The 23,348-nt window shown below is 62.5% G+C and carries 20 protein-coding genes; 16 read left to right on the top strand and 4 right to left on the bottom strand.

Annotated features, from left to right (window positions below; all coding sequences use genetic code 11):
* Positions 1 to 4 precede the first annotated feature (4 nt).
* Genes FFS09_RS13830 through FFS09_RS13790 form a run of 9 tightly spaced genes read left to right on the top strand, consistent with a single transcriptional unit; the run spans position 5 to position 10,163 of the window.
* Complete coding sequence (locus FFS09_RS13830; RefSeq protein ID WP_137919476.1) at positions 5 to 1,729, top strand: class I adenylate-forming enzyme family protein; 1,725 nt, start codon at positions 5 to 7, stop codon at positions 1,727 to 1,729.
* Entirely contained in the window at positions 1,726 to 2,430 is a 705-nt protein-coding gene (locus FFS09_RS13825) for an alpha/beta fold hydrolase (protein WP_137919475.1), read from the top strand. Before FFS09_RS13830 ends, FFS09_RS13825 begins: the two co-directional genes overlap by 4 nt.
* A gap of 15 nt (positions 2,431 to 2,445) precedes the next feature.
* The gene (locus FFS09_RS13820) at positions 2,446 to 3,426 is read left to right on the top strand and encodes a Bug family tripartite tricarboxylate transporter substrate binding protein (protein WP_252374363.1); all 981 of its coding nucleotides are present in this window, start codon (positions 2,446 to 2,448) and stop codon (positions 3,424 to 3,426) included.
* The gene (locus tag FFS09_RS13815) at positions 3,423 to 4,406 is read left to right on the top strand and encodes an NAD(P)H-dependent flavin oxidoreductase (RefSeq protein WP_137919473.1); all 984 of its coding nucleotides are present in this window, start codon (positions 3,423 to 3,425) and stop codon (positions 4,404 to 4,406) included. Before FFS09_RS13820 ends, FFS09_RS13815 begins: the two co-directional genes overlap by 4 nt.
* A complete protein-coding gene (locus tag FFS09_RS13810) occupies positions 4,396 to 5,880 on the top strand; it encodes a carotenoid oxygenase family protein (RefSeq protein ID WP_137919472.1) in 1,485 nt (494 codons plus the stop codon). The genes FFS09_RS13815 and FFS09_RS13810 overlap by 11 nt, the downstream gene beginning before the upstream one ends.
* On the top strand, positions 5,877 to 7,109 hold the full coding sequence (locus FFS09_RS13805) for an acetyl-CoA acetyltransferase (RefSeq protein WP_137919471.1): 1,233 nt from the start codon (positions 5,877 to 5,879) through the stop codon (positions 7,107 to 7,109). Before FFS09_RS13810 ends, FFS09_RS13805 begins: the two co-directional genes overlap by 4 nt.
* Before the next feature lie 36 nt (positions 7,110 to 7,145).
* Positions 7,146 to 8,150 carry an SDR family NAD(P)-dependent oxidoreductase gene (locus tag FFS09_RS13800; RefSeq protein WP_137919470.1) on the top strand — a complete coding sequence of 335 codons (1,005 nt, stop codon included), beginning with the start codon at positions 7,146 to 7,148 and terminating at the stop codon, positions 8,148 to 8,150.
* Positions 8,151 to 8,175: 25 nt separating this feature from the next.
* The gene (locus FFS09_RS13795; protein ID WP_171020018.1) at positions 8,176 to 9,153 is read left to right on the top strand and encodes a Bug family tripartite tricarboxylate transporter substrate binding protein; all 978 of its coding nucleotides are present in this window, start codon (positions 8,176 to 8,178) and stop codon (positions 9,151 to 9,153) included.
* Between the two features lie 5 nt (positions 9,154 to 9,158).
* Positions 9,159 to 10,163, top strand: a complete 1,005-nt coding sequence (locus FFS09_RS13790) for a tripartite tricarboxylate transporter substrate binding protein (protein ID WP_137919468.1) — start codon at positions 9,159 to 9,161, stop codon at positions 10,161 to 10,163.
* A gap of 55 nt (positions 10,164 to 10,218) precedes the next feature.
* Here FFS09_RS13790 and FFS09_RS13785 read toward each other — a convergent pair whose 3' ends face one another.
* Positions 10,219 to 10,641 (bottom strand): MarR family winged helix-turn-helix transcriptional regulator, encoded by a 423-nt coding sequence (locus FFS09_RS13785; protein WP_137919467.1) that lies wholly within the window; start codon positions 10,639 to 10,641, stop codon positions 10,219 to 10,221.
* Between the two features lie 246 nt (positions 10,642 to 10,887).
* Between FFS09_RS13785 and FFS09_RS13780 the strand changes: the two genes are divergently transcribed.
* From FFS09_RS13780 to FFS09_RS13770, 3 genes are all read left to right on the top strand, one after another.
* Complete coding sequence (locus FFS09_RS13780; protein ID WP_137919466.1) at positions 10,888 to 11,376, top strand: tripartite tricarboxylate transporter TctB family protein; 489 nt, start codon at positions 10,888 to 10,890, stop codon at positions 11,374 to 11,376.
* 6 nt (positions 11,377 to 11,382) lie between these two features.
* Positions 11,383 to 12,897 (top strand): tripartite tricarboxylate transporter permease, encoded by a 1,515-nt coding sequence (locus FFS09_RS13775; protein ID WP_137919465.1) that lies wholly within the window; start codon positions 11,383 to 11,385, stop codon positions 12,895 to 12,897.
* Between the two features lie 355 nt (positions 12,898 to 13,252).
* A complete protein-coding gene (locus tag FFS09_RS13770; protein ID WP_252374362.1) occupies positions 13,253 to 14,278 on the top strand; it encodes a tyrosine-type recombinase/integrase in 1,026 nt (341 codons plus the stop codon).
* Between the two features lie 1,111 nt (positions 14,279 to 15,389).
* Here FFS09_RS13770 and FFS09_RS13765 read toward each other — a convergent pair.
* On the bottom strand, positions 15,390 to 15,686 hold the full coding sequence (locus FFS09_RS13765) for a hypothetical protein (protein WP_137919463.1): 297 nt from the start codon (positions 15,684 to 15,686) through the stop codon (positions 15,390 to 15,392).
* Between the two features lie 796 nt (positions 15,687 to 16,482).
* On the opposite strand from FFS09_RS13765, the gene FFS09_RS13760 reads away from it, so the two are divergent.
* Entirely contained in the window at positions 16,483 to 17,295 is an 813-nt protein-coding gene (locus tag FFS09_RS13760; protein WP_137919462.1) for a hypothetical protein, read from the top strand.
* 903 nt (positions 17,296 to 18,198) lie between these two features.
* Here the strand turns inward: FFS09_RS13760 and FFS09_RS13755 are convergent.
* On the bottom strand, positions 18,199 to 19,143 hold the full coding sequence (locus FFS09_RS13755) for a diacylglycerol kinase catalytic domain-containing protein (protein ID WP_137919461.1): 945 nt from the start codon (positions 19,141 to 19,143) through the stop codon (positions 18,199 to 18,201).
* Complete coding sequence (locus FFS09_RS13750; RefSeq protein ID WP_137919460.1) at positions 19,140 to 20,201, bottom strand: SPFH domain-containing protein; 1,062 nt, start codon at positions 20,199 to 20,201, stop codon at positions 19,140 to 19,142. The genes FFS09_RS13755 and FFS09_RS13750 overlap by 4 nt, the downstream gene beginning before the upstream one ends.
* A 76-nt stretch (positions 20,202 to 20,277) precedes the next feature.
* On the opposite strand from FFS09_RS13750, the gene FFS09_RS13745 reads away from it, so the two are divergent.
* From FFS09_RS13745 to pncB, 3 genes are read left to right on the top strand one after another with little or no spacing between them, the layout of a single operon-like run.
* Positions 20,278 to 21,030: an NUDIX hydrolase gene (locus tag FFS09_RS13745; RefSeq protein WP_137919459.1), complete on the top strand. Its 753-nt coding sequence runs from the start codon at positions 20,278 to 20,280 to the stop codon at positions 21,028 to 21,030.
* Between the two features lies 1 nt (position 21,031).
* Entirely contained in the window at positions 21,032 to 21,847 is an 816-nt protein-coding gene (locus FFS09_RS13740; protein WP_137919458.1) for a cysteine hydrolase family protein, read from the top strand.
* A 26-nt stretch (positions 21,848 to 21,873) separates the two neighbouring features.
* Positions 21,874 to 23,103 (top strand): nicotinate phosphoribosyltransferase, encoded by a 1,230-nt coding sequence (gene pncB, locus FFS09_RS13735; RefSeq protein ID WP_289509300.1) that lies wholly within the window; start codon positions 21,874 to 21,876, stop codon positions 23,101 to 23,103.
* The last annotated feature ends 245 nt before the right edge of the window (positions 23,104 to 23,348 follow it).

Below are 23,348 nucleotides of genomic sequence, written 5' to 3'. Positions count from 1 at the left end.
CACCATGATTCTGGTTCCCGAAGACAAGATCGCCGACTACGTCCGCAAAGGCTGGTGGGGCGAGCGCACGATCGCCGGCATCTTCATCGACACGGCCTTGCGCCAGCCCGATGCGCTGGCCGTCACCGATCCGCCCAACCTGGCCTCGATCTGCGGCGTGCCCCCGCGCCGCTGGCGCTGGTCGGACCTGTTGCGCGAGGTCGGCCGCGTCACCGCTTTCCTGCATGCGCAAGGCCTGCGCAAGGACGACGTGCTCGTGGTGCAACTGCCCAACACGGTGGAGCTGCACGCGGTCTACCTGGCGTGCGCGGCCAGCGGCATCCTGGTGTCGCCGGTGCCCGTGCAGTACCGTGGGCACGAACTCGGCCACGTGCTGAGTGCGACCGGCGCGGCGCTGGCGATCACGGCGACCCGCGTGGGCGGCCACAACCTGTCGCAAGGCTGGGCCGAGCTCGCCCCGCGGTTCGCCGACACCTTGAAGCAGGTGTGGGCCCTGGGCGAAACGCCCGCGCCGGGCGTGCAAGCCTTGACGCCCGCGCTGGAGGCCATCGAGCCCTGGTCCGCGCAGCAACTGTGCGGGCACATGGCCGCCATCGGCGTCACCGCGCACGACGTGTTGACCGTGTGCTGGACCTCGGGCACCGAAGCCCGGCCCAAGGGGGTGCCGCGCAACCACAACGAGTGGTTGATCGTGGGCCAGTCGGTGATCGACGCGGGGCAACTCCAGCCCGGCGCGCAGATGGTGATTCCGTTTCCCTTCGTCAACATGGCCGGCATCTCCACGAGCCTGGCGGCCTGGTTGCTGGTGGGCGGCACGCTGCACCACCACCACCCGTTCGACCTCGACGTGTTCATCGCGCAACTGCGCGACGAGCCCACCGACTACACCGTGGCCGCACCGGCCGTGTTGTCGATGCTGCTGAAGGACCCCTCGAAACTCGAAGGCGTGAACCTCGGCCGGCTCAAGCGCGTGGGCTCGGGTGGCGGCCCTGTGGCGGCGTGGTTGTTCGAACAGTTCGCGCAGAAGTTCGGCGTCGAGATCGTCAACTACTTCGGCTCCAACGAGGGCGCCGCCCTGTCGTCCGCGCCGCAGGACATCCCCGACCAGCACGAACGCAGCCAGTACTTTCCTCGACTCGGTGTCGACGGCTTCGAGTGGTCGTTGTCGAACTCGAAGAAGATCCGCACGCGCCTGGTCGACCTGGACACGGGCGAAGACATCGAGGATCCGGGCCGCGTGGGCGAACTGCGCTTCCAGGGCGCCACGATCTTCAGCGGCTACTACAAGACACCCGAACTCACCGCGCGCGCGTTCGACGAGCAGGGCTACTACCGCACTGGCGACCTGTTCGAAATTGCGGGCGACCGGCTGCAGTACTACCGCTTCGCGGGGCGCCACAAGGACATCGTGATCCGGGGCGGCATGAACATCTCGTCCGAAGAAGTCGAAGGCCTGTTGCTGGCCCACCCGAAGGTGCGCGAGGCCGCCGTCATCGGCTACCCCGACCTGGTGCTGGGCGAGCGCGTGTGCGCCGTGGTCGCGCCGCAGCCCGGCGAAGAGATCACGCTGGAAGACCTGGTGGACTTCCTGCGCCGCAAGGAACAGGTGGCGTCGTTCAAGTGGCCCGAGAAGCTGATCGTCATGGAGCAATTGCCGCGCAATCCGTTGGGCAAGGTGCTCAAGCGCGACCTGCGCGCGCAGATCGCGTCCAAGGAGGCCACGGCATGAAGACCACGGTGCTTCTGTTGCCGGGCATGCTCAACGACGCCAGCCTGTGGGACGCCGTGGCCGCGCCCCTGGCCTCCGTGGCCGACGTGCGCCGCGCGCCCGCGCTGTCGCAAGACTCGGTGCCCGCAATGGCGGACGCGGCCTGGCAACTGCTGGCCGACCTGCCTCCCGAAGCGCCCGTGGTGCTGGTGGGCTTCTCGCTCGGCGGCTATGTGGCCATCGACATGCTGGCACGTCCACAACGACCGCTGCAAGGCGCCGTGCTGGTGTCCACCTCGGCGCGCCCGGAGTCTCCCGAATCGCAGGCCGGGCGCGAAAAAACCATCGCCGGCATGCGCAAGAACTTCGAGCGCATGGTGGACGGCATCGCGGCCTTCGTCACCCACCAGCCCGACGCACCCCAGCGCATCAAACCCATGATGCTCGGCGTGGGGGCGGAGGTAGCCATTCGCCAGAACCAGGCCATCTCGCAACGCAAGGACCACCGCGCCGCGCTGGGCAAGCTCACGCTGCCCGTGACCGTGCTCTGCGGTGAACAGGACCGGGTCACGCCGCCCGACCTGTCCAAGGAGTTGGCCGCACTGATACCCAGTGCGCAACTGCAACGGGTGAGCGACTGCGGGCACATGCTGCCCGTCGAACAGCCCACCCACCTGGCGGACGCCATCCGCCAGGTGGTGGAGAGACCACAACACAACTAACCGATGGAGACAAAGATGCAAAGACGTTCACTGATGCTGGCTGTCGCGGGTGCCCTGTGCGCCAGCACCCTGCCCGCCATGGCCCAGACCTTCCCGGACAAGCCCGTGCGCGTGGTCGTGCCCTTCGCGCCCGGCAACACGCTCGACGCCTCGCTGCGCCAGGTGGCCGAAGAGTTCCGCAAGAACACCGGCCAGGCGCTGATCGTGGACAACAAGCCCGGTGGCGGCGGCACCATCGCAGCCATGACGGTGGCACAGGCGCCCGCCGACGGCTACACGCTGCTGCTCACGAACACCAGCATGCTGGCGATCAACCCCCACACCTTCACCAAGCTGCCCTACGACGCCGAGAAAACCTTCAAGCCGGTGACCGGCTTCCTCGGTGCGTCGCTGGTGCTCGCGGTCAACGCGGCCAAGGTGCCGGCCAGCACCTTGAAAGACTTCATCGCCTGGAACAAGAGCAACCCGGCCGGAGGCGTGTCCTACGCCTCGTTCACCGCCGGCAACTCCTCGCACTTCGCGGGCGTCATCCTGAACAAGCGCGCGGGCATCGACATGGTGCACGTGCCCTACAACGGCACGCCACCGGCCGTGCAGGGCCTGCTCGCGGGCGACGTGCAAGCGGCCTTCCTGCCCTTGCTGGCGGTCAAGCCGCACGTCGAGTCCGGCAAGGTCAAGGTGCTGGCCATCTCCACGCCCAAACGCTCGGATCTGTTGCCCGGCGTGCCCACCTTCACCGAGCAGGGCTTCCCGGACCTGGAGATCTACATCTGGTCGGGCATCTCCGCGCCCGCGGCCACGCCCGATGCGACCGTCTCGCGCATCAACGCCGAATTCGTCAAGGCGCTGCAGTCGCCGGAGATCGTGCAGAAGTGGCGCGCCATCGACTTCGAACCGATGCCCATGTCGCCCAGGCAGTACCACGACTACGTGCAGGCCGACAGCAAGCGCTGGGCCGAGGCGGTGAAGATCTCCGGGTTCAAGGCGAGCGAATGAAACAACACGATTTCCTGCGGCACCTGAAGGTGCCCGTGGTGGCCGCCCCCATGTTCCTGGTGTCGGGCCCGCAACTGGTGGTGGCCGCTTGCCGTGCCGGCATCGTGGGCGCGTTTCCCACACCGAACGCGCGCCCCATCGAAGCGCTGGACCAGTGGATGCGCGAGATCACCGAAGCGTTGGCGCAAGCCCGCGACGAACAGCCGCCCGAGAGCATCGGCCCCTGGTGCGCCAACCTCGTGACCCATTCGTCCAACACGCGCCTGGCCGATGACCTTCGCCTGATCGCGCAGTACCAGCCACCGATCGTGGTCACCGCGCTCGGCAGTCCGCGCCCCGCGATGGAGACGGTGCACGGCTACGGCGGCCTGGTGATCGCCGACGTCACCAACCTGACCCTGGCGCGCAAGGCGGTGGCCGCTGGCGCCAACGGCCTGGCCTGCATCTGCTCGGGCGCGGGCGGCCACACCGGCACGCTCTCGCCGTTCGCCTTCGTCAGCGCCGTGCGCGAGTTCTTCGACGGCCTCGTGATCGTCGGCGGTGGCATCACCGACGGCTGGGGTGTGGCCGGCGCGGTGGCGGCGGGTGCCGACCTGGTCTACATGGGCACGCGCTTCATCGCCACGCAAGAAAGCATGGCCGATGCTGCGTACAAGCAGATGCTGGTCGACTGCACCGCAGACGACATCATCGTGAGCGCCGGCCTCACGGGCACGCCGGCGAGCTGGCTCAAGCCCTCGCTGCGCGCGCGCGGCCTGGACCCCGACAACCTGCCCAGTGCCCCGCCGCGCAGCTACGACAGCAACGACGTGAACAAGCCCTCGAAGTGGCGCGACATCTGGGCCGCGGGACAAGGCGTGGGCGCGATCAAGGCCGTGGACGCGGTGCACACCGTGGTGGACCAACTGCGCTCGGAATACGACAGCGCGGGCCGCCGCTTCTCGAACCTGTTGCAAGGACATGTCACCCATGGAAGTTGACGTTGTGGAACGCGTACCGCACACGCTCGTGCCGGGCGACCACCCCTACATGACCGGCCCGTTCGCCCCCAACTACGAGGAGGTCAACGCGACCGAACTCGAGGTGATCGGCGAGGTGCCGCGCCGCCTGAAGGGCGTGTACCTGCGCAACACGCAGAACCCCGTGCACCAGCCGCTGGGCACCTACCACCCCTTCGATGGCGACGGCATGATCCACTCGCTGCACTTCGACGAGGGCCGCTGCGAGTACCGCAACCGCTTCGTGCGCACGCAAGCCTTCCAGGAGGAACAGGAAGCGGGCCATGCCTTGTACGCCGGCCTGATCGACAAGCCAACGCTCGCGCAGCGACCCGGCTGGGGCGCGCGCGGCGGCTTGCGCGACAGCGCCGCCACCGACGTGATCGTGCACGCCGGCAGCGCGCTGGCCACCTTCTACCAATGCGGCGAGCCCTACCGCCTGGACGCGCGCACGCTGGCCACGCGCGGCATCTCGTCGTGGGGCGAGAAGGTGCTGCCCGACGGCGGCATTTCCGCGCACCCCAAGGTGGACCCGAACACGGGCGACCTGCTGTTCTTCAACTACTCGAAGAACCCGCCTTTCATGCACTACGGCGAGGTCGACCGCCACGACCAGCTCGTGCACTACGTGCCGGTGCCGCTGCCCGGGCCGCGGCTGCCGCACGACATGGCGTTCACCGAGAACTTCGCCATCCTCAACGACTTCCCGCTGCACTGGGACGAGGCCGCGCTGACGCAGAACCGCCACAAGCTGGTGTACCGCGAACAGCAGCCTTCGCGCTTCGCGATCGTGCCGCGCCGCCACGCACCGCAGACCGGCATCCGCTGGTTCGAGGCCAGCCCCACCTATGTGCTGCATTGGCTCAACGCGTGGGAGGAAGGCGACGAGATCGTGCTGCATGGCTACCACCAGCTCACGCCCATGCCGCCCAAGGGCTACGACAACAGCGGCAACACGCTCGGGCCCGACCGCTACGGCCCCACGCTGTACGAGTGGCGCTTCAACCTCAAGACCGGCCGCACCACCGAGCGCCGCCTGGACGACCGCCTGCTCGAGTTCGGCATGATCAACGTGCGCCACTGGGGTCGGCCGTACCGCTACTCGTACAACATGATCGCCAAGCCGGGCGCGTTCCTGTTCGACGGCATCCTGCGCTACGACTGGACCACGGGCGCGTCGCAGGAATACCGTTTCGGCGAAGGCCGCTATGGCAGCGAATCGCCGATGGCGCCGTGCTTCGACGCGAGCGCCGAGGACGATGGCTACGTGGTCAGCTTCGTCACCGACATGAACACCAACCGCTCCGAATGCGTGGTGCTGGACGCCAGCGACCTCGCCAAGGGCCCGGTCGCCCGCATCATCCTGCCCCACCGCATCAGCAGCGGCACACACGCCTGCTGGGCCGACTTCACGGAGTTCGCGCCCACCCCATCGACCCACAGAGAGCGCACATGAGCAACCCCACCTACATTCTTGGCGGCCATCAGACGGACTTCGCCAAAGTCTGGTCCCGCAACGGGCAAGACCTGTCCGACATGACGCGTGAGACCACGCTCGGCACGCTCGAGGCCTGCGGCCTCGATGCCAGCGCGATCGAGAGCATCCACGTCGGCAACGCCTTTGGCGAACTGCAGCGCCAGCAGGCGCACCTGGGCGCCATGGTGGCGCAGGTGGTGCCCGAGCTCTGGGGCGTGCCGGCCATGCGCCACGAAGGCGCCTGCGCATCGGCTTCGCTGGCGGTGCTCAGCGCCATGGCCGAGATCGAGGCGGGCCGCTACGACTGCGTGCTGGTCCTCGGCGTGGAAGAGTTCAAGAACCTGCCGGGCAACGAGGCGTCGATGAACCAGAACGCCGCGGCCTGGCAAGGCCACGAAGGCTTCGACTGCAAGTTCATGTGGCCGGCCGCCTTCGGCCGCGTGGCGCAGGAGTACGAACAGCGCTACGGCCTGGACCGGCGCCACCTCAACCGCATCGCCGAGATCAACTACACGAACGCCAAGTCCAACCCGCTGGCGCAAACGCGCAAGTGGGCCTTCGACGAACGCAGCTTCACCGACGACGACGAGGCCAACCCCTGGATCGAACCCGGCACGCGCCGGCAGGACTGCGGGCAGATCACCGACGGCGGCGCGGGCATCGTGCTGGCCTCGCCGCGCTTCGCGGCGGAGCACGCGCGGCGCACCGGCCGTTCGCTCGAAGGCATGGCCCGCATCACCGGTTGGGGCCACCGCAACGCCGGCCTGCGCCTGCAGGACAAGTTCGATCGCAGCCGCGACGAGGCCTACGTGTTTCCGCACCTGCGCACCGCGCTCGAAGATGCGTGGCGGCGCGCCGGCGTCTCCGGCGTGGCCGACATGGACGGCGTGGAAACCCACGACTGCTTCACCACCACCGAATACGTGGCGATCGACCACCTCGGCCTCACACCGCCCGGCCAGAGCTGGCAAGCCGTGGAAGACGGCAGCATCGCGCCCGGTGGCCGCTGCCCCATCAACATGAGCGGTGGCCTGATCGGCTGCGGCCACCCGGTCGGCGCGACCGGCAGCCGCATGCTGCTGGACGCCGCCCGCCAGGTCACGGGCACCGCGGACGCGGCCCAGATCGATGGCGCGCGCCGCCTGCAAACGCTCAACATCGGCGGCTCCTGTGCCACCGTGGTGAGCTTTGTGGTCGAAGGCGCGTGATCCGCTGATCCGTACTTTTCCCTTTCAGGAACCAACATGACATCCACGAATAGCGGCGCCAAACCATCGCTGCTGCGCAACCCGGCCAATGCACCGCTGGGCAAACTGATCAGCTTCTACGTGCGGTTCACGCCGAGCTACAGCAAGATCGGCTACCACGCCCGAAGCCTCTTCTGGGGGAGCCTGAGGCCCGATTTCCGCGGGCAGACCTGGCTGGTGATCGGCGGCTCCGAAGGCATTGGCGGCTCGGCCGCGCGCTCGGCGGTGGCCGCTGGTGCGCGCCTGATCAGCGTGGCGCGCAATGCCGAGAAACTCACCGCGTTTGCCCAGTCGACAGCGCATCCGGACCAGGTACAGAAGGAAGTGGCCGACTTCTCCTTGCGCAGCGAGGTGTGGGCGCTGCTCGACCGCCTGCAGGCGCAAGGCGTGAAGATCGACGTGCTGGTGAACAACGTCGGCATCCAGAAGCGCGACCAGATCATCACCAAGGAAGGTCTGGAAACGTCGTTTGTCACCAACATCCTGAGCCACTACATCTTCACGCGCGAAGCGCTGTCGCGCGGGCTGCTGGCCGACAACGCCACCGTGATCGAGACCGCGTCGGGCGGCATGTACAACCACCCGCTGGTGGTGAAGGACCTCAACATTACCGGCACCAACACCACGCCTGCGTACCTGGGCGTGCGTGCCTACGGCCTGTCCAAGCGCGCGCAGGTGGTACTGACCCAGTACTGGCGGCGCAAGTTCGCTGGCACCGGTCGCAACTTCTATGTGATGCACCCCGGCTGGGTCGACACCGCGGCGGTCGGCCGCTCGATGCCCCGCTTCCGCGAGACCCTCAAGTCGGTGCTGCGCAGCGATCCGCAGGGCGCCGACACCATCGTGTACCTGGCTGCAAAACGGCCACCACAGACGTCGGACGAATCGATCTGGTTCGACCGCAGAGAGCGCACCGCGCACATTTTCCCGCGCACCCGAGCCGCCACCGACACACCCGAGACCCTGGTGGCTTCACTCGATGCCTACAGCACCCGGCCTTGATATTTCAACAAAGGAGACACAGCACATGAAACGCATCCAACACCTGACCGCAGCCCTCCTGGCCACGGCCGCCCTGTCTGTGGCCGCGACCGCGGCCGCCCAGGGCTTCCCGAACCGCCCGATCAAGATCATCGTGAACAGCCCGGCGGGCGGCGGCAACGACTTCATCGCGCGCACCATCGCGCAGAAGATGGAAGCCTCGATGAAGCAACCGGTGATCGTGGACAACAAGCCGGGCGCGGGCGGCATCATCGCCTCCGACTTCGTGGCCAAGTCCCCGGCCGACGGCTACACCATTCTGTTCAACGGCCCGCTGATCGTGCAGACGGCCGCGCTGTACAGCAAGCTGCCCTACGACCCGCTGAAGGACTTCACGCCCTTGACCGACGTGATCCGCACGCCGCTGTGGCTCGCGGTGAACACCGAGAAACTCCCCGTGAAAGACATGAAGGAGTTCGTCGCGTACGCCAAGGCCAACCCCGGCAAGATCACCTACGGCTCGGTCGGCAGCGGTTCTTCGCACCATCTGTATGGCTATCGCGTGGGCGACGCCACGGGCACCGAGCTGCTGCACGTGCCCTACAAGGGTGGCGCACCCGCCATGGTCGCCCTGGTCAGCGGTGAAGTGAACGCCGCCTTTGCCGACTATGTGAGCCTCAAGCCCCACGTGGCCTCGGGCAAGGTGCGCCTGCTGGGCGTCACCGGCACACAGCGCCCTGCGCTCACGCCGGACGTGCCGACCTTCAGCGAACTGGGCTTCAAGGGCTTCGAGTCCTATGGCTGGGGCGCGTTGTTCCTGCCCGCCAAGACGCCCGCGGACGTGGTGCAGCGCCTGCATGCCGAAGTGGCGGCCGCGATCAAGGCCCCCGATGTCGCCGCGAAGTTCACCGATGTGGGCTTCGAACTCGGTGGCACACCGCCGGCGCAATTCGCCACCATCGTGCAGAACGACTACACGCGTTGGACCACCCTGATCAAACAAGTCGGCGTCAAACTGGATTGATCACCATGAAAGCACCGACCAAACGTCTTTTCATCCGCTGCGTTCCTCTGGTGGCCGCCATGGGCTTGCTCGCGCCATCGGTGAACGCGCAGGCACCGGTTGCTCCGGCGCCAGCCGCGTCCTCTGGCAAAACCATGCGCCTGGTGGTGTCCTTCGCGCCAGGCGGCGCGGGCGACTTTCTCGCTCGCCTCATCCAGCAGAAACTTCAGGAGCGCCTGGGCCAGACCGTGATCGTGGAGAACAGGCCCGGCGCCAGCGGCACCATCGGCGCCGACCTGGTGGTCAAAGCGGCACCAGACGGCAACACTGTGCTGATCACCAACCAGCTGGTGGTACAAGCGCCCAATCTGATCTCGAAAATGCCGTACGACGCGCAACGCGATCTGATCCCGGTGGTCGAGCTCGGCGGCGCCCCGTTGATCTTTGCGGTCAACTCGACCAAGACCAATGCCACGACCTTGAAGGATTTCTTCGACGAGGTTCGCAAGAATCCCAAGACCTTCAGCTATGCGTCGGTGGGGCAAGGCTCGATCGGCCACCTGTACGGCGTCGTGCTCAACGACCAGGCGAAGACCGATCTGATGCACGTGCCGTACAAAGGCAGCGCACCGGTGGTGATGGCGCTGGTCGCGGGTGAAGTGCAATCGGCCTTCAGCGACTACGCCACGATGAAGCCGCACATCGAATCGGGCAAGCTGCGCCTGTTGGGCGTGTCCCGGCCCTACCCGGCCACGCCGAACGTCCCGACGTTTGCCACGCTGGGCTACAAAGGCCTGGAGTCGTACAGCTGGATCGGCATGTTCATGCCGGCAAAAACACCCCATGACAAGGTGCAACAGCTCTCGCTCGAGGTCAACCGCATCATCAAACTGCCCGAAGTCGCGGCGAAGTTGCAGGAGATGGGGCTGGAGATGCCCCCCACGTCGCAGGAGCAATTCGCCGCGATGGTGAACGACGACTTCAAGCGTTGGGCCAACATCATGAAAACGGCGGGCATCAAGCCCGAGTAAGCGTCCGCGGGCCTGCTCCCGCAAAGCTGGGGCGCATCCAGCGCCCCAGCACCGCTCAAACGCCGTCGTCCACGCTGGACGCCAGCGTCACGGCTTCGACCAGCGCGGAGAGTTGGGCCGAATGCTGTGCCGCCAGCCGCGCCATCTTGCGGCGGGCGGCGGGCAAGAGATGCACCTCGACCTGGCGACGATCGTGTTCGCTGGGCTTTCGCCGCACCAGGCCGGCCTCCTCGCAACGTGTGACCAGCGCCACCGCGCCATGCACCTGCATCTGCAGACGCTCGGCGATCTCGGTGATGCTGGCCCAGGTGCGCCCCTCAAAACCCTGCGTGTGCAGCATGAGCTGGTACTGCAGCGCGGTAATGCCTTCCTCGCGCGCCGCGTCCTCGCTGAAGCGCAGAAAGCAGCGCAGCATGTAACGGAAGTTGGACAGCGCCTCGTAGCGGTGCTTCTCATCCGACTCTGTTTTTTTGGTCATGTCGCATTTTCCCCTCATGACGCCATGAGGCAGCGGGACTATATCAGCGTGGCCCGGCTCTCCTGAACGATTCTTGCTGACAGGGAAATTACTCATGACATGATTTAAATTGGTTCATAACATGATGTATCTGGCTGGCAACCGATCCTCCTCGGACCCTCTCCTTCCGCCGGTCATGTCCCGCGAATTTCTTGCCCGTTGACGGGTGAGAGGTTTTGTCCTTTCCGCTTTACCACCACTTCCACCATGCAGATCAAGAGTCGCAAGGATTTCGTTTCCGGATTGATGTTCATGGCGATCGGCACAGCCTTCGCCGTGGGCGCGACCAACTACACGGTCGGCTCCGCAGCCCGAATGGGACCCGCCTACTTTCCACTGATGCTCGGCATCCTGCTGGCCTTGATGGGCGCTGGCGTCGTCGCCGTTTCCTTGTCCACCGGCCGACCCGATGGCGGCCCCATCGGACGCATCGCCTGGAAGCCGCTGCTGTTCATCGTCGGCGCGAACCTCGTCTTCGGCATCTTGCTGGGCGGCGTGCAGACACTGGGCGTGCCGGCCATGGGCCTGATCGCGGCCATCCTCGCGGTGGTGGTCATTTCAAGCATGGCCGGCACCCAGTTCAGATGGCGCGGCGTGTTGATCCTCGCGCTCATCCTCGCGGTGAGCAGCTACCTCGTTTTCGTCCTGGGCCTGAGCTTGCAGTTCCAGGTCTGGCCCACCTTCATCGGCAACTGAACCACAATGGAACTACTCGACCACCTGAGCGTCGGCTTCGGCGCGGCGTTCACACTGCAGAACCTGCTCTACGCCTTCATCGGCTGCATGCTGGGCACGCTGATCGGCGTGCTCCCGGGAGTTGGCCCGACGGCGACCATCGCGATGCTGCTGCCCGCCACGTACGGGCTGCCGCCGGTGGCCGCGCTGATCATGCTCGCGGGCATTTACTACGGCTCGCAGTACGGCGGATCCACGACCGCCATCCTGGTGAACTTGCCGGGTGAAGCGTCATCCGTGGTGACGGTCATTGACGGCCACAAGATGGCCCAGAACGGCCGCGCGGGGGCCGCGCTGGCGGCAGCGGGTCTGGGCTCGTTCTTCGCCGGCAGCGTGGCCACGCTGGTGCTCGCGGCATTCGCGCCACCGCTCACCGAGATCGCCCTCACGTTTGGACCCGCCGAGTACTTCTCCCTGATGATCGTCGGCCTGATCGGCGCCGTGGTGCTGGCCTCGGGTTCGCTCATCAAGGCGCTGTGCATGGTGGTCACCGGCCTGCTGATCGGGCTGGTGGGCACGGACGTCAATTCCGGCGTGGCGCGCTTCTCGTTCGACATCCCGGAGCTCACCGACGGCATCAGCTTTATCGCGATCGCGATGGGCATCTTCGGCTACGGCGAGATCATCGCCAACCTGGCCAAGCCGGACCAGGATCGGGAAGTGTTCACCGCCAAGGTCAGCGGCCTGTGGCCGACGGCGCAAGACTTCCGCGACATGACGCCCGCGGTGCTGCGCGGCACCGCCCTGGGCTCGGCGCTGGGCATTCTTCCGGGCGGAGGCTCGCTGCTGTCCGCTTTTGCTTCGTACACGATCGAGAAAAAGCTCAAACCACGGCGGGGGGAAGTGCCGTTTGGCCGCGGCAACATTCGCGGCGTGGCAGGCCCCGAAGCGGCCAACAACGCAGGCGCGCAGACCTCGTTCATTCCGCTTCTGACGCTCGGCATCCCCGGCAACGCGGTCATGGCGCTGATGGTCGGGGCGATGACCATTCACAACATCCAGCCGGGCCCACAGGTCATGACCAGCAACCCCGAACTCTTCTGGGGGCTGATCGTCTCGATGTGGATCGGGAACCTGATGCTCGTCATCCTGAACCTGCCGCTGATTGGTCTGTGGATCAAGCTGTTGACCATTCCGTACCGCTGGCTCTTCCCGGCCATCGTCCTGTTCTGCGCCATCGGCGTCTATTCCACGAACAACAATACCTTTGACGTCTGGATACTGGGGTGGTTCGGCATCGTGGGCTACATCTTCCACAAGCTGGAATGCGAACCGGCACCCTTGCTGCTGGGTCTGATTCTGGGTCCGATGATGGAGGAGTACCTGCGCCGCACGCTGCTGATCTCGCGCGGCGACTGGGGCGTCTTCGTGTCACGCCCGATCTCTGCCACGTTGCTCGTCGCGGCCGCGGTGCTGCTGGCCGTTGTGTTGCTGCCAAGCGTGAAGAAGGGCCGCGAGGAGGCCTTTGTCGAAGAAGGCTGATGGCGTTTCACATCGGCGGATGAACGCCAGAAACCAAAATGGGCTGCAGTCTTTCGACTGCAGCCCATTGATATTTTGGCGGAGTGGACGGGACTCGAACCCGCGACCCCCGGCGTGACAGGCCGTAAATACACAGCTCTTATGTCTTTGATTTACAATATGTTTTTTACATATTCTCCCCCATTTTTCTTTTTTGGGGACAAATCCGGGACACTGAACTTCGATGGCAAATTTCACGCGACGCGAATCTGGAAAGTGGCAGGCAAAAGTCCGTCGTGATGGATGGCCCTCTCAAAGCAAAACGTTCGACACGAAGGCGGCAGCGGAGGCATGGGCGAGATCGGTGGAGCGTGAGATGGATACGGATTCGTTCATCTCCAGGAACGACGCCGAACGAACCACTTTCTTCGAAGCTGCTGAGCGCTACCGGACAGATGTACTCCCTTCAAAGCGAGGGAAGCAACAAGACGGCTACGTGCTCAAGCGCGTGACCGAAGAGTTTGGCTCGTACTCCCTTGCCGCCATCACGCCGGCCAAGCTGTCTGCGTACCGGGACGAGAGATTGAAGGCAGTAAGTCCACAGACCGTGCTGCATGAGCTGGGCATGGTCTCTCGGATCTTCAAGGCTGCCAAGCTGGACTGGAACATAGCCCTGCCCAAAGGAAATCCTGTCGAGGATGTTCGTAAACCCAGCCCGAACAACGACCGAACAAGAAGGCTCGAGAGTCTTGAAGAGGATCTTCTGCTGAATGCTTTGAAAGAGTGTGCCAGCGTGTGGCCACATGCTGCAGCAGTACTGGCCATGGAGACTGGGGCGCGCCAAAGTGAGCTGTTGTCTCTCAAATGGGAAGAAATCGACCTGGAGCAACGTGTTGCACGAATTCGTGGTCGGGATGGCGGAAAAACCAAAAACGGCGATGAATATCGAGATGCACCGCTTTCGAGGCGGGCTGTGGCTCTTCTCAACTCACTTCCCCAAGCTGCACGAGGAAAAGTACTCCCACTTAGTCAGAACGCACTTCAGTTGTCTTGGGAACGGGCAGTGACTCGCGCAAGGAGAACCCATGTATTTGGATTGCTTCGTGAGCTACTCGAAAAGCACGGTGTCGACGAAAAAGCCCAAGAGCGCGAGATCACCGCACTGAAGTTCAAGAAGCGTGCACCCAGTGAGGCGACGATCAATCACCTTGCTGATATCGACAAACATGACAGGGTGATGGTCGACCTTCATTTCCATGACTTGCGTCATGAAGCCACCACGCGGCTCGCCGAGAAACTGGAAATGCATGAACTCATGAAGGTCACCGGCCACAAGACCACACGCATGCTTGCCAGGTATTACCACCCTCGAGCGGCTGATCTGGCCAAGAAGCTTGACTAGAAAGAAGCCTTTTGTCGTATAGGTGCGCGCGACTGAAAAGGTCAGGACGCTGTCGAACGGACTTTATTTTTTGGCGACATATCCCAAGCAGTCACCCGCCACTCACGTGAACGGCCAAAGGCAAAAACAGCATGACAATCCCGTCAATGCGTTTGCCCGCTAGCGCACATGGCGACGTGCATTGCACCCTAACAAACCCAAAAGGATAACGGTCATTCGCCTGATCAGTTTCTCTAGTAGCTCTTCGGAGCTACTAGTTTTTTATGGGCGACAGTTTTTTGTTCGAAACACAAAACTTCACCAAGACAGGTGAATGTTGGTCGATGAACAAGTTAGATGCTTCGCCTACAGCGTGAACCGGCACCATCGCGTTCTCCGAGGTTACAGCCACCCCTTGAAGCCATAGGTCAGGTCTGATGCTCACAAACCGTCACGATCAGGCTGAACGCCATGAGCAGTTCTTGCTTGAGCAGTGTGGGATCAGAAAGGGTGCTGTCTGACAACAGTGCTACCTCGTCCCGGACACGGTTGAGAAGCGGATCGAAAACTCTTTATTTTTCCAGCATATTGAGACTGCCATCTGATGGGTGAGGCACACCGCCTTCCGATCAAGAAGGCTGAGTCTCGAGTCCACGGATCCCCAAGCTGAAACCTTAAAGCGAGCAGGTTGGTACGGCTGGGTGCCTTTTTTCTGTAGATACATATCCCTCTCAGTCATGGCGATGTGCCTGACCTTTTAAAGGAAAAATCTACTTATGCGTATCAACACTGCTCAACGGACTGGTCTTGCTGATCTTTTCGAAAAGATTGCCACGGGTTTGGTCTGGGCTCTCTTCTTTATTATCTTCATCAATGAACAATTTTCATGGCTGAAAGTGGTTATAATTTCAACATTATCGTTAGCATCCATTGTTGTCTCAGTGTACCTGAGAGGTTTTGACAATGAAGACTGACATAGCCAACAGCTTGCATCAACATTTTCACCAAGGCAAGTATCATTAAATGTTGATCTTCACCAGATCAACATAGTTAGCAACCCAAAACCACGATTCGTCGTGGTTTTTTTATGCGCATATGGAAATGAAGAAAATCCCGCCGAAGCGGGATTGGGTTAACTAGCAGTTAGCTTTTCAAATGACTTGATTTCGCCATGAACAAAAATCAAGAAATCATCAACCTGTCCCAATAAATGAAAATATTCATCATCAAATAGTTGGCTGGTGGTTTTACAGAGCAGCAGAAGCTCTCTAAATCCCTTAACTCTCTGCTGTGACTCAAATAAACATCCCAGCAGATTCATTTGCATCACCACAGGATAGCCGTATTCACCATGCTGATGAAATTTTATTAACCCCTTCATGTCTTCAAGCGTTTCCGAAAGTTGGACGGGGTCGAGTGTGAGATCCATATCTTAATACCTTTGAAGTTAAACATATTCAACCGAATAGTCTCCTGCTTTTTTGGTAGCTCATCACAGAAAGTGACGTTCTACCGATGTTGCTCGGTGACTGCAGTGGATATGTGCACAACTCAAAAAGGCAAGAAGGTGGATCTATCCAGAACCCAAGGAAGCCATGTGGGGGTTTGGCTGGATCAAGAAGCTCAAGAGTTTGCGGAGCGGCCACACGGTGTGGAGTCTCCGCTCATGTTCGTTGCAGATGCTCTATGAACATGCGTCGCGTGGTCGGCGAGGAAAGAATGCGCCGCCAGGTGCATTCGGGGGCACCCGCCTTGCGGGGGGCGGCAGCCCGGTCGAAGACCTGTGCGGAGGGCACCCGGCCCACCGGGGAGGCGGGAGCCTCGTCCGAAGGACTGCTGTGCGCCGCTTCGCGGCTACCTGGGAGGTTTCCGATGTGCGGAGCACAGGCGCCAGCCCGAGCACGGCAGTGCGCAGTCGGTAAACCTCCCAGGTAGCCGCGAAGCGGCGCACAGGTGTTGGGGATGGGTGGGGAGCCGCCGCATGGCGGGGAGGGATAGGGGCGAAGCCACTGCCCCTCCCGCGCAGGCGCAGCCGAAGCGCTGGGGGGCCGCGTAGCGGGGAGCGCAGCTCCCGCCGCAGGCGCGGACTTATTTTTTGTCGCACATATCCCCCGTGCACACATCTCAAAGTCTGTCCAAGTGCGCCTCATAGTGGGTGCAAATCAACTTGGATAGTGCGGGACATAGTGCTAGCGGAATCAATGTCTCCCACTATTTAACGAACTATGAACATCAAAGAACCGGAAGAAGAATTCAACAGGACCTCAATTGCAAGAGCTGTTTTAAGGGAACGACTAAAAGGGCAAACAACCCTTGAGAGAGGAAGAGAAAGGACACAAACAGCACTAAGCTGGATGTACAGGTGGGGATGGGCAAGCTCCACGACGTTAGAAATTTTAGTTGGATCCAAAAGATCAGGACTGGCATCTCGCCTAGTTAAGAACAAGTTGGCAGTCGTCACAAAGACGAACAGTCGGCGGAACGAGAAATATCTGCCGGGTTCTTTTTTGACGTTGACACAAGATGGCAAGCACATGGTTGAGATCAATCGGATGGAGCCGCTGCAATATGAGCATCGTCCAGATCGGATCAACCAGAACACTTTGCTGCACAACGAGATGGTGCAACGCTTCACAGCAGAGCACTTAGTCTCAGGTGAGATTTCGGATTATTGGTCAGAGAAGGAAATGAAGGCAAAGAGTCAGAATGGGGTAAAGCACCCCGATGCTGTGTGGCTTTATTCCTCGGGATTGAAAGTGTCTATCGAGGTTGAACTTTCACCCAAGTGGGAGCGAGATTTGGATGTCTTTGTTTATTCAACGTTACTCTCATTGAGGACAACAAATGGGTCCGCTAGATTTGACAAGATGCGCTTGATAACAGATGCTCCAGCGATTCTCAAGCGATATAAAGAAGCTTTTAAGCCAGGTGCCAATTTTTGGATTTGGAGAAAAAACGATTCTGGACGCTGGATTGCTGAAGACGAGCTGACCGTGCCGGCTTGGACGCCAGAACGAATAGACTGGAAGCTCGTATAGAACGGTTCTAATTTTTGGTTTTCGCAATGATCGAGGTCCGCCCCAGCTGTAGCCTGCTTTACAGCTGGGGCGGAACACCAGGAACGTGGTCGGTGTCGGAGGCAGCTGAGGTCACCGAGGTTAGTAAAACGGGGACACTTGATGCGTAGCGAGGCCTGTTTATGCCCAGAAACTTCCACTGGGACATGCAAATAGCTCTCACCAAAGAAGGTTCAGGACATGTGATTTTGGAAGACCAATCCGCATTCACCTTTGATTTCAAAGGAGAAATTACCGCTGCTGCGATGAATGCCACTACACCACCCTGTAGAGTTGGCGATGCACTCGGCCGGTGACTTGCGGTGCAGAAGGTGCGGCCACTCGAGGTTAGTAAAACGGGGACACTTGATGCGTAGCGAGGACTGTTTCTGCCCAGAAACTGCCATGGGGACATGCAAATAAAATTCTCACCAAAGAAGGTTCAGGACATGTGACTTTGGAGGACCAATCCGCATTTACCTTTGATTTCAAAGGAGAAATCACCGCTGCTGCGATGAACGCCACTACACCCCCCTGTGGAGTGCGCAATGCACTCGGCCGGTGATTTGCGATGCAGAAGGTGCGGCTAGTTGGGGTTAGTAAAACGGGGACACTTGCATTTTTCGGGAAGTGCACACAGAGAGCCTCACAGTCGCTGGCGCCTAGTGAAAACATTTTTTGCTATGCGAACCCAGGCGCACAACCGCATCCGTCGTGGACTGAAGGCCTGGCCCAATAGGTCGTTCTAGGGCCACCCCAGCCCAAAGGGCATAGAGATCGTCAGTTGCGCTGCTTTCGATTGGTTGGTGTGCGAACGAAACGGTCGCTGGCGACGCATTACTCGAGCGCCCCTCGATTGCAGTGTCTCTACCGGTGAACGCGATTTCAGATCACCAGTTGGCCAGTCGTTACAGAGGGCTCGATCGTGGCCTCCATACCCGCTGTGAACTGGAGGTAGTCGGCCTCCATGCCGTCCGAGAAGATGATCCCGTTGTCCGACATGCGCGATCGGACCTTAAGCGGCTCGCCGACCTGCACCCGCCCGTAGACCAGCGTGGCTTGCGCGGTCCGCGTCGGAAACGGCTCCCGCACGGCAAACACCAGAGCCCGCTCTTCCCACGGCATGGGCTGATAGACCTCCTCCGACGATTGCGTGCCCAACGTGCGCGCAATCGCCAACGAACCCGTCACGATGCTCTTGAGCCAAGCGGTGGAGCCCAGTCCTGTCGACACGATCAACCCCGAGGAGGACTGGAACTCGGTCTTCGATCCATGCGAGAGGTCGTAGAGCGCCGAGGTGTGGCCGCGGGGACCGATGAAGAGATCGTTCACGGCGCGCAGCACCTGCCCGTCGCTCAAGCGCGCTTCGGCCATCGTCACCGAGCGGGTGTCTCGCTGGTCCGCGGCCACGCCTGGCAAGACCGCACCCAGGTCGTCCGGCCGAAACGGCAACAACACACCGTCCCAGCGCGAAGGCTCCGGATTGAGGCCCACCAGCGGTTGACCCTCCAGGTACTTCATGGTGTTGGCCACCAGGCCATCCTGCCCCAGCGCCACCACGATGTCTGTGGGTGCGAAGACGAAGTTGGCCAGCAGCGACCGGTCCACGATCTGATAGCGGCCCCAGGTTTGCAGGGCCTGCACCGTCACCCGCAGGCTGGCCGCGTACGCCTCGCTCTCTTTGAGGTAGTCCGTGAAGTCCGCCCCCAGGTGCTCGACGTAGAACTTGGCCTGTCCGAGCGTGTTGTAGCGGGCGATCAGCTGGTCCAGCCGGGTGCGGCGCGTCACCAGCACCACCCGCCGGTCCCCCAGTCCGACTGCCCCGCTCACACCGGCCTCCGTGCCACCACCGACCCAGTCCCGACACCCGCACCCACACCGGCGCCCATCAGCGAGTTGAGCAACTCGGGCGACATGTTCAGCTGCCCTATCCGCTCGGCCCGCTCGGCGATGCCGCCGAACGCCTGTGCGATCAACTGACCAGGCTGCATGCCCACGGCCGCCAAGGCCTGTACCACGCGGGGATCGGCCTTCTCCAGGGCGTCCATCACCGCGCGCACCTTGTGCGCCTGCGCCTCGGCCTCCTGGCGTGTGTTCTGTGCCTCGCTGGTGACAAATTCCTTGCGCTGGTTCTCCAGCACGATGTCGGCGCTCATCTGCTCCGCCCGCAGCTCGTTCTGGCGCCGCATCGCCGCGGCCTTGGCCTCCATCTGGGTTTCCTGGATTTCGCGTTTCTTCACCTCTACCGCGATCTCCGTGTCCAGCTCGTTCTGCCGGATGGCCCGCTCGTTCTGCACACCGGCCATGCGGCGCTGGGAGATGGCGTCATCGGCGGCCTTCAGGTTGGCCTCGCGGGCCTCGGCCTCCAGCGCCCGGGCGATGTCGGGCGTGGGCTTGATAGCCACCACCGCCACACCCAGGATCTCCAGACCCAGCGCCTTCACCTCGGGCTGGTTGCCCAGCTGTTCCTGGGCGGCACGCGCCACCTCGGCCGTGGCCTTGAGTGCATTGCGAAGCGGCAGCGCCTGGATCACCTGCTGCACGATGGCGCGCACCTGCATCACGACCCGGTCCTGGAGGCGCTCGGGGTCGTCCGAGGCGTAAGTGACGCCATCAGGTTCCAGTGAGAAATCCATCATTTTGTAGATGCGGCTTGGGTCACCCACCCGGTAGGTGACTTCACCCTGAACCGTGACCCCCTGGAAATCGCTGGTGACCAGGTCGAGCATGAAGCCGGCGTCGCGGCTGGCGATCGGCACCGCGACCAGCGAGGTGGTGGGTGCGTAGTAGAAAAACGAGAGGCCCGCCCCCTGGCGCACGAGCTTGCCGCCACGGAACTGCATGAGGTGGGTGGTGGGCTGCGATTTGATGAACTGGATGCCAAGCATTTGGAGCTCCTTTTTAAGTTGCACAGTACAACCTTTAATGGGTTGTATAGTACAACTCAAACAGGAGATGTCAACCATGGCCACCAAAAAACCCACGGCACGCCCATCGGTACCCGCCTTCGAACGCCCGCTGGTCACGGTCGACGTGGTGATCTTCACGGTGATCGACGAGCAGTTGAAGGTGCTTCTCGTGCGCCGTCTCGATGCCGCTGGAGATCCTCACCCCGGGCGCCTAGCCCTGCCGGGCGGATTCATCAACGTGGACGTCGATGCGAGCCTGCACGACTGCGCGCTGCGCAAGCTGGGGGAGAAGACCGGGCTCCAAACCCCCTACCTGGAGCAGCTGGGCAGCTGGGGCAGCGCCACGCGCGATCCTCGGGGGTGGTGCGCCACGCATGTCTATTTCGCTCTGGTGCCACCGCCCGAGACCGGTGAGGAAACGGGATCGAAGGCACCGCCCGTATCGGAATGGGTCGAGGTCGACACGGCCCTGCGCAAGCGCCTCGCCTTCGACCACGCAGAGATCCTGGCGGCGGCCGTGGAGCGACTGCGCGGCAAGGTGGAGTACACCTCGCTTCCGGCCTTTCTGTTGCCGGAGCCTTTCACGCTGCCGCAGCTGCAACGAACCTACGAGATCGTGCTGGGCAGGCCCATGGACAAGAGCGCGTTTCGCAAGCGCATGCTGGATGCGCAGTTCCTGATCGAGGCGGGATCCATCGCTGGTGATGCCGGCCGCGCAGCCATGGGCTACCGCATCCTGGACCGCGAGCGGGCGGCGGTGTTTCCGCGAACGTTCCGCTCTGTCGAAGTGTTATCCACCAAGGACTGACATGCGCACCAAGCTCCTGATCATCGATCCCCAAAACGATTTCTGCGACATCGACGGCGCGGCGCTGCCGGTGGCGGGTGCCAACACCGATCTCACGCGCCTGGCCGGCTTCATCAAGACGAACCAGGGCCGCATCAGCGACATCACGGTCACACTGGATTCGCATGCGAGTGTTGCGGTCGAACGCACCACGTTCTGGCTCGGCCGGGACGGACAGCCCATTGCGCCCTTCACCTTCATCACGGCTGCGGATGTGTTCGCCGGTGCCTACCGTCCCAGAGATGCCGGCTTGACCAGGCAGGTCGTCGCCATGCTCGAACAACTGGCCGGGGCAGGCAAAGGCGGGATGGTGGTCTGGCCGGTGCACTGCGTCACGGGCACCTGGGGTCACAACATCCACAGCGATGTGGCCCGTGCCCTCGCGGCCTGGGAAATGACCCACCAACGTGCCGTTGCCAAGGTGCTCAAGGGCGAGTACCCGTTGACCGAGCACTTCGGGGTGTTCGAAGCCGATGCTCCCGTGCCGTCGGTCCCGGGCACCCAGTTCAACACGGCACTGGCCACCTCGCTGGCCGACGGTGCCGATGTCATCGCGATCGCGGGTCAGGCTTCGAGCCACTGTGTGGCCGCCAGTTACGACCAGTTCATGCGCTTCCTGGCCGGTGCGCCGGCTCTGACGCCGAGAGTGGTCCTGCTGCGGGACTGCATGAGTCCGGTGCCGGGCTTCGAAAAGCTGGCCGATGCCCTGTTCGCGCGAGCCCGCGCAGCCGGCACCGTCGTGATGACGGCCGACGAATTCGCACAATCCATTTCATGACGCACGGACACGACGGGGAGACCACAGTGAACACGCACCACACACCAGCGCAGGAAGTCGGAGCGGACTTTGTACCGGTCGTGACCTCACTGCTGGGGACCGACCTTTACAAGTTCACCATGTTGCAGCCCATGCTGCACTCGATGCCGGCCAACCAGGCCGAGTACCGTTTTGTGTGCCGCAACGAAGCCACCTACCCGTTGAGTGAGATCCGGGACGAGGTGGAGCGACAGATCGAGCACCTATGCACGCTGCGCTTCTCCGAGGAAGAGTTGCAGTACCTGGGCGGCCTGCGGTACATGAAGTCCGACTTCATCGACTTTCTGCGCATCTTCCGAATTCAGCAACGCTACATCTCGGTGACGGCCAGCGGTGATGGGCTGAGCATCGTGGCCAAGGGTCCCCAGATCCACGTCATGCTGTTCGAGATCTTCGTGCTCGCCATCGTCAACGAAATCCACTTCCGACGCCTGGCCACACCGGACGTGATCGAAGAAGGCCGTCGGCGTCTGCAGGACAAGATCGCCCTGCTGCGGATCGGCGCGCGGGACCTTCAGCGCCAGCACCCGTTCGAATTCTTCGACTTCGGTGTGCGCCGGCGCTTCTCGGCGGCCTGGCAAGAGGAGGTGGTCGCGACCCTCGCGCGTGAGGTGCCCGAGTTCTTCAAGGGCACCTCCAACGTTCACCTGGCGAAGAAGTACGGCCTGGTGCCCATCGGCACCATGGCGCACGAATACCTCCAGACCTTCCAGGCGACGGGCGTTCAGCTCAAGGGCTTTCAAAAGGCGGCCTTTGAGAACTGGGTGCAGGAGTACCGCGGTGACCTGGGCGTGGCCTTGACCGATGTGGTGGGCATGGACGCGTTCCTGGCCGACTTCGACCTCTATTTCGCCAAGCTGTTCGACGGGCTGCGCCACGACTCGGGTGACCCTATCGTGTGGGGAGAGAAGGCATTGGCGCACTACGCGCGCCTGAAGGTCAATGCGCACAGCAAACGGCTGGTGTTCTCCGATGGCCTGGACCTGCCGGCAGCACTCAGCCTGTATGGTCGTTTCGCCGATCGCATCCAGACCGGCTTTGGCATCGGCACGAACCTCACCAACGACGTGGGTTTGACGCCGCTGAACATCGTGATGAAGCTGGTGAGCTGCAATGGCCAACCCGTGGCCAAGCTCTCCGACTCGCCGGGCAAAACCATCTGCGACGACGAGACATTTCTGGCCTACCTGCGTCAGGTGTTTCGCATCGAGGGCTGAGACAAGCAGCTGATCAAATTGTCGAATCTCATAACGGCTGGAGATCTTGGCTACCCGCACCGGCTGTTTCAAAAGCTTCAGACTGACGGCTGTAGCCCACCCTTGGAAGGTGAGAGACAGCAGTGCAGCGAAGGACTAAACCGCTTTCGCGGTAATCGCTCCGGCAGCATCGTGGTTATTCGTTCCACCGCTGGTTCTGCCATGTTGACGGGTGAGGCAATCCGCCTCGCTCTTCGACAGGAGTT

The sequence above is a fragment of the Hydrogenophaga sp. 2FB genome (assembly GCF_005503365.1).
Classification (GTDB): Bacteria; Pseudomonadota; Gammaproteobacteria; order Burkholderiales; family Burkholderiaceae_C; genus Hydrogenophaga.
The sequence above is the reverse complement of the archived record's forward strand: the minus strand, read 5'-3'. Positions and strand labels throughout refer to the sequence as shown.